This is a genomic window from Prevotella sp. OH937_COT-195, assembly GCF_003932845.1.
GTDB lineage: Bacteria > Bacteroidota > Bacteroidia > Bacteroidales > Bacteroidaceae > Prevotella.
The window spans coordinates 58,618-65,833 of record NZ_RQZH01000014.1; the positions used below are offsets into that span (position 1 = coordinate 58,618).

Genomic DNA, 7,216 nt, shown 5'->3' on the forward strand with positions numbered 1-7,216 from the left:
TATGGCAAAGACAACAGAAAAAATGAGAGAACTTCTTTCAACAGAGCTTTTCCAAAGAGGAGTTAAAGATAACCACATCGTTGTCGATGAAATGATGACAACTATACAGTATAATTGTAAAAATAACGCAAAACGCAGATTCCAAAATCCAGAGGAATCTGTTCAAGCGGAAGCTTTTCTGAAACTTATCTACAAGTATAATTATTTGCCTCAGAACATTTCAATAAATGAGTCTGTGCAAATGGGATCTGAGACAAAAGAGGCTGACATTCTTGTTTACAATGATAGTAACAGTAAAATCTTGATCGTGGTAGAGAGTGTGTTGCTGAAAACGCAAATGAGCGACAGTTTCAGGTTGCGGTGGATCGATCTTTTAGTTATGCGCATGCATCAGCAGCAAGTTATGTATGGGTGACTTCAGGAGTAAAAAATGAGTATTTTGAAATTCTTCGAATAGCTCCTGTTGAAAAAGCTCCTATAAGTGATATCCCTCAACGAGAAGGCAAAGTCAACCGATTTAAATATACCAAAGGCGGAATTGAGCCTGAAAAAACGACACAAGGGGATTTAATTCAGAAATTTAAATCTGCTCATGATGCTTTATGGGGAGGTGGAGCACTAGCCCCAACAACTGCATTTGATGAATTAGACAAACTTATCTTTTGTAAAATTTGGGATGAGCGTTGGAGAGATAATAACCCCAAAACCAAAGGGGAACCATTTGATTTTCAAATCATATACTATCCTGAAGATAAAGAAGACAGATCCAATTTGAAGGCTAAAACTGAGCTGGAGAGACGGGTAAGAAGTTTATACGAGCAAGGGAGAAAGAAAGACCCAGAGGTATTCAAAGATGATATCAAGTTGGATAAGCACAAGATATTTACAGTAGTACAATATTTGCAAGATATCAATCTCTCAAAAACTGATTTAGATGCCAAAGGGTTGGCTTTTCAAAGCTTTATGGGGGGCTTCTTTAGAGGGGATTTTGGACAATTCTTTACTCCCAATATAATTGTAAATTTCATTGTTAAAACGATAGGGGTTAGAAAAGAGTATAAAGTTCTGGACACTTCTTGTGGCAGTGGGGGATTTCTTCTTCATGCCTTGAAAGCTATTCGTGATGAAGCAAATGAAATTTATGGTGATGATAGAGGTACATCATGGTTTAATTACTGGCATGACTTTGCAGAAAAAAACTTATTCGGAATAGAAATTAATGAGCAGATTTCTCGTGTAGCAAAGATGAATATGATTATTCACGACGATGGTCATACCAATATCATTACGAATGATGGACTGAAGAGTAATCGTTCCATAGAGATTGAAAATCGGAACCTCAGCTTTATCGATAACTCTTTTGATCTGATTATGACTAATCCACCTTTTGGCTCTAAAATAAAAGCGGATGAAGTGAGCTACTATAAGGACTATGAACTATTTGAGACCAATTTAGGCATTGCGGATACAAAGGAGCGAATCACGGATGACAATAGTAAGAAAAAATGGAGAGCATCTCAAAATACTGAAATCCTTTTTTTGGAAAAATGCCATAAATACCTCAAGGAAGATGGGTATTTGGCTATTGTTATTCCTGATGGAATATTAACTAATGCAACAAGTCAATTTGTTAGAGACTGGATGGTTGAAAAATTTCGTATTTGGGCTATTGTCTCTTTACCTCAACATACTTTTGCTCATGTAAAGGCAGGAGTCAAGTCTTCTATTCTTTTCCTTCAAAAACATCCCAGGTCTTTGACTGAGAAGTTTGAAAAGACATTAGTAGAGATCAAGGCAAAAGTGAAAGGTGAAAAAGGATTGAATAAAGAGCAGAGAGAGGGGCGTATTTTGGATCTTTACAAAGAACAAATATTTCAATATTCCTCTGACTATGAAGTGCTCATGGCAGAGGTTGAAAATATTGGCTATGATGCCACGGGTAAAAAGATAGGAGGAAACGAACTGCCTGAAGTATCTAATCGAATTAAAGAATTTATCCATGGAAACAAATAAGGTTAGAATATCAAACTGTATTGCAACAAGAAGGTTAGATCCTATTTTTTATCGATGTGGAATATCTCGTTTTGGTAAAGTATTTAAACTAACACGAGTGGGACTAGTAGTATCCTCCATGCAATCTGGTTTTGCAGCAGGAAAAGAGAATCAGGCAACAGCAAAAGACGGAATAATTCAAGTTCGGCCAACTAATATTGATACAGAAGGAGAACTTATATTTGACAAATATATATATGTTCCAGCAGATGCTAATAGGCCGATGCTAATGAAGGAAGATATAGTATTTAACAATACAAATAGTCAAGAATTAGTAGGGAAATCGGCTATGATTAGGGAAAATAAATCACTATTTTTCTCAAATCATATCACAAGAATACGAGTGAATAAAAGCATGATAATCCCAGACTATCTGTGCATAATTTTAAATATTTATCAGAGGGAAAAGATATTCTTTTCAATTTGCACAAACTGGAACAATCAGTCAGGGGTAAATATTGAATTGCTTAAGTCTGTAGAGATCCCTCTTCCGCCACTGCCAACCCAGCAAAAAATAGTAGATATATACAATAAGGCAAAAAGGGAAAAACAAGAAAAAGAAAAAGAATCTCAACGGCTATTAGATGAAATAGAGACATACTTACTTGCACAGCTTGGAATAGAACTACCCAAAGAGCAACAAGTAGAATTAATGTTCAAGGTTAAGGCTTCAACATTAATTGGGGGCAGATATAATCCTTTCTCATACAGTGCAAAAACAGCAATGCTGCAAGAGTTTATAACATCTAGTCCCATAAAAAAGAAACGGGTAAATGAAATGCTAGTTTTAAGCTCAGCGGGAGATTGGGGAACTGATGAAGATGAAGCAGATGTCAAAGATTTTATACGATGTTTAGTTATTAGGTCTACAGAGTTTGACAATCAATACAATTTGAATTTAGATAGTTCACGAGTAAAGTATAGAATGGTTAAGCGAGATAAATTAGAAAAGATGGATCTGCAAGAAGGAGATATTTTAGTCGAAAAATCGGGAGGAAGTGAAGATCAACCGGTTGGTCGAGTTGCTTTACTCACTTCTGATATGCTGCAAGAAAATACACTTAGCTATAGTAATTTTATTCATAAAATTAGGCTTGATAAAGCACAGGTAAATCCAGAGTATGCTTTTTACTTCTTAAGAACGATGTATCGTATCGGGATGACAGAATCTATGCAAAGTCAAACTAATGGCATACGAAATTTATCTATGCCAAGTTTTTTGAAGCAATACTTGCTACTTCCTGATAATCAAGAGGAGATCACTGAGCAAATAAACCATAAATATGCTCAAGCAAGAAAAAATAAAGAGCAAGCAAAAAGGATTATACTAGAAGCAAAAGAACAGATAGAGAGAATAATACTTCGTAGAATTTAGATATGGTAAAGCTAGAAGGAATTATCTATAAAACATTTGATCACTATATTGTGTTGAGAGGATTTGCGCCAATCAAAGATTTGGCTGCTATTTCTCATAAACCAGAATCATACCAAAGACCTGTTATAGAACAGCATAAGGTAGACATAATAAAGTTCCTTGAATCTGGTGAATATAAGTATTTCCCAGAAATTACCTTGGCATGTCGGGTTGAAAAATATCAGGAGTTTGCCAGTAATATAGGAATTGATAATGCCATTGATCGGGATGATGCTCAGTATGTAGACGGACTAAAAGTTTTAGCAGAAAGATTACCATATACAAGCTACAGAGCGAGACATGCCAATATAACTAAAGGGGATAATAAAAGCCTTGTACGAGTAGACGGGAATCATAGACTAGAACCTTTTGACGACCCTAATTCTCTTATTTGGCAAGAAGAAGAGGCTAATAAAGAGGAGCTAGAAAAGTTAATTGTACCATTTACTATTATTTTTTCAGAAAGGGAATTTGGAGACAAATTTGAAGCGGGTATTTTTCACAATATCAACTTTAAGCAAGAACCTCTTCGGCAAGAAGCTAGTCTAAAAATTATTTCAGATTTGGGAGTTTTTGACGACAAGGAAAAATTAGGAGAAGCGTACCCTTTAGCTTTGCAGCTTATTGATATAGCTAAAAATAGCACGTTTGAGAGTATTCATTGGCTCAAAAACAATAAGGATATTGAAAAGGACTACTATCGTACTGCTTGCCTGAGAATTATACAGTTACTCCTCAATAGAAAAACTATAATCGAGAAAGAATTAAAAGAAGAGAATGATAGGTTAAGTAAAAAAAGAGAAGAGGTTGCCAAAAATAAACAGGAATTAAAAGCGCTTCAAGAGCAAGATGAAAATAGAGATGTAGAGTCATCGAATTCAATGCCACAAGAAGGGGCGCAAAAGAATAAAATTCAAAGGCTGGAGAATGAAGGACGAAATCTTGATTTTCAACAGAAGCATATAGAAAGAAGAGTTGATAAACTGACTCATTATCTACAAAAAATCAATGATATATCGGAAATCAAAAAGGCAATAACTTCTTTAGGGCATGTTTATGAATCTTTTGAAGGGGAAGAATATGGTAATATTGCATTTTTATCAGCGATGGTGTACTACTCACTCCTCGACAAGGCTCAATTGCAGGCATTTATACACTGGGCTGTCCGCAATGGAATTAATAAGGTCAATGAACCTGATGACCTTTCAAAAGATTCTGCTGAAAACTTGATAAAGATGTTTGAGCAGATATTTCAGTCAAAAAAGAATGAAGTGTTTGTATCTATGCAATTTGGGGACTCTCAAAGTGAACTAATATATGAAAAAATCGTACGAGCCATTGAGCAGTTTAATACCAAATACACGGGGATACACCTAAATGTTTATCCAATAAGAATAGATCGCACAGTAGAATCAAGTACATACTCTATTCAAGATCGAATATTAGAAGCCATCAAGTCTTGTAGCCTAATTATTGCAGATCTAAGCAGTAAGAATATCAATGTATATCATGAGATTGGTTATGCCATGGGAGTTGCTCAAGCCAATAACCTTCTACCCAATATGATTCTTCTCTACAAAGAAGACACAGAATACAATGGCGGGAAACAAGATGTTGACAAGTTTGTTGGATTCAATCTGAGAAATCTCTCTCAATTGCGCTTTAAAGATTACAAGCAGTTAGTTGATGGGCTTGTTGAACGTTTAGAAAAACACTACGAAGTTTAGGTTATGAATAAACAGATTTTACTTGAGGCGTTGGGGAAATACCAAACGTGGTTCGTTGAGAACAAAACACAGGCTATGCTTGAACATAGAGAACGTGAAGAACTTGCTCTCCATACTCGTAATTTCACGAGGGACGTGCTATTAGGTATGTCGGAGGAGCAGTTCTATGATTATATAGTTCCTCTTTGGGCAATGGCTATGTGGGGCAATAAACATTATCAGATAGATAATATCATAGAAGCCAATGGAATGGATTTGCTCCGCAAACAGTTTGCCAATTTGATTTATGGCACATCTCCTATTGAAAAACGGTGGGACGAATTTCGCTCCAAAGTTAAAGGGATTGGGCCTGCGATTATGAGCGAATTACTCTGTAAAACCTACCCGGACTCATACCTCCTGTGGAACAAGAAGACCTACAATGGATTCTCCGCACTTGAGGTTGCTAATCTTCCGAGATTTGAAGCTCGATTGAACGGACATAAGTATTCTCAGTTGTGTAAAATCGGCAAGCAGATTATTAACGAGATCAAAACCTCAGGGAATAGAGAAGTGACGGATATGCTTACGCTTAATTCTTTTATTTGGCAAGAGTTACAGGAAGAGACAAAAGAATCTGCAGCAACATCAAAGCAGAAAGACAAGGATCTATTACCGACTTCTATGAAAGAAGCGACTTTTATACATAATGACATCAGAGACAAAGTTGCAGAAATCGGAAGATGTTTAGGTTTTAGATCTGAAGTAGAAAAGAAAGTTGCAGATGGAGCGATTGTCGATGCAGTCTGGGAAGTTACTATCGGTAATATGGGACGTGTCATCTATGTTTTTGAAGTTCAAACTGCAGGTTCTATTGATAGTCTTATACTAAATCTGATGAAATCCAAAAACAATAAAGCTGTTCAAGGAATAGTCGCCGTAACAGACCAAAAGCAAATCGAAAGAATAAAAAGAGAGATAGCAGCCTTACCCATAAAGGACGAAGTCCGATTTTGGGATTATGAGGAAGTATTGAGAATACACGAGTCTCTGCAGTTTGTAAATGAGTCTATCAATAATTTAGGTCTAGTTCCGAAAGGATTATGATTATGAATGATTGGATTTATAAATTTTTATCTGTCTTACTTCCTATAATCTGTACGATATTGGGATGGATAATTTACAGAAAAACTGAGCGGATAAAAATAATGGAGAATCAGTTATCAGATAAAAAATATAAGGCTTATGCTGATGTCGTTTCTGTATTCTTTGGTATACTGAAAGACACAAAGAGTGACAGACAAGTTGCCAACAAATCCATAATGAACAGAATGATTGACTCTAAGAAAGATATATTCATGTATGGTTCAGATGATGTTTTCTATGCTTTTAATTCATTCCTTACTAAGTCCGCAAATGACTCAAGTAATCAAAAAGAAATAATGGAGGCATTTTTGTCTTTCATGCTGACAATACGTCAAGATATGTGTGGTAAACAATCTAAGTTATCAAATAGAGATATACTGATTAATCTAATACAAAATGAAGCAGAGGTTGACCAGTTTATCTCGGATATAACTGGACAAGAACAGGTTGGTCATGGCCGAAGAAACTACAGCAACTAATGAAAGTGATATCAAGCATTGGGAGAAACCATTAGAAAAAGCCAAAATTCCCCAAAGCATACCTGTTTATGCTGACAAAGGATATCACTCATTCTGGAACAAGGACGTACTTAGTCTTTCCTTAAAAAGGACTTATTATAATGATTTATAGTTAATTATCCTCGTATTTGTTTGTATATTTCTGCAGTTTTTTGTACCTTTACAGTATAAAACCTGCAGAATGTTATGAGACCTCAGCAAAACCTTACCAGTTTTTCTGCCATTCGTATTTTTGAGCAATATAGGCTCACAAGTGGTCTATATTTTTGTTTTTTTGCTATATAGTCGTTCCTTAAAAACTATATTTCAGCGTGAAGTTTGTAAAATCGAAGTTCACGCTGATTCTTTTTATAAGCCACAAAAGAACTCTCATTGCTCTT

6 protein-coding genes and 1 pseudogene are annotated in these 7,216 nt (G+C 35.6%); all 7 read left to right on the forward strand.

Annotated features, from left to right (window positions below):
* The first annotated feature begins 1 nt into the window (after position 1).
* The gene (locus EII32_RS06960; protein ID WP_125234716.1) at positions 2-415 is read left to right on the forward strand and encodes a type I restriction enzyme HsdR N-terminal domain-containing protein; all 414 of its coding nucleotides are present in this window, start codon (positions 2-4) and stop codon (positions 413-415) included.
* Entirely contained in the window at positions 412-2,013 is a 1,602-nt protein-coding gene (locus tag EII32_RS06965; protein WP_125234717.1) for a class I SAM-dependent DNA methyltransferase, read from the forward strand. The genes EII32_RS06960 and EII32_RS06965 overlap by 4 nt, the downstream gene beginning before the upstream one ends.
* The gene (locus tag EII32_RS06970; protein WP_125234718.1) at positions 2,000-3,427 is read left to right on the forward strand and encodes a restriction endonuclease subunit S; all 1,428 of its coding nucleotides are present in this window, start codon (positions 2,000-2,002) and stop codon (positions 3,425-3,427) included. Before EII32_RS06965 ends, EII32_RS06970 begins: the two co-directional genes overlap by 14 nt.
* A 2-nt stretch (positions 3,428-3,429) precedes the next feature.
* Positions 3,430-5,193, forward strand: a complete 1,764-nt coding sequence (locus EII32_RS06975; RefSeq protein WP_125234719.1) for a hypothetical protein — start codon at positions 3,430-3,432, stop codon at positions 5,191-5,193.
* 3 nt (positions 5,194-5,196) lie between these two features.
* Positions 5,197-6,279, forward strand: coding sequence for a hypothetical protein (locus EII32_RS06980; protein WP_125234720.1), 1,083 nt, complete (start codon positions 5,197-5,199; stop codon positions 6,277-6,279).
* 101 nt (positions 6,280-6,380) lie between these two features.
* Positions 6,381-6,797 carry a hypothetical protein gene (locus EII32_RS06985; protein ID WP_125234721.1) on the forward strand — a complete coding sequence of 139 codons (417 nt, stop codon included), beginning with the start codon at positions 6,381-6,383 and terminating at the stop codon, positions 6,795-6,797.
* A pseudogene (locus EII32_RS12500) lies at positions 6,754-6,909 on the forward strand (IS5/IS1182 family transposase); the annotation flags it as partial. The gene EII32_RS06985 and the pseudogene EII32_RS12500, both read left to right, overlap by 44 nt.
* Positions 6,910-7,216 lie beyond the last annotated feature (307 nt).

Coding starts and splice junctions, on each gene's coding strand:
- EII32_RS06960 (WP_125234716.1), top strand. CDS start 2: ATGGCAAAGACAACAGAAAAAATGAGAGAACTTCTTTCAACAGAGCTT.
- EII32_RS06970 (WP_125234718.1), top strand. CDS start 2,000: ATGGAAACAAATAAGGTTAGAATATCAAACTGTATTGCAACAAGAAGG.
- EII32_RS06975 (WP_125234719.1), top strand. CDS start 3,430: ATGGTAAAGCTAGAAGGAATTATCTATAAAACATTTGATCACTATATT.
- EII32_RS06980 (WP_125234720.1), top strand. CDS start 5,197: ATGAATAAACAGATTTTACTTGAGGCGTTGGGGAAATACCAAACGTGG.
- EII32_RS06985 (WP_125234721.1), top strand. CDS start 6,381: ATGGAGAATCAGTTATCAGATAAAAAATATAAGGCTTATGCTGATGTC.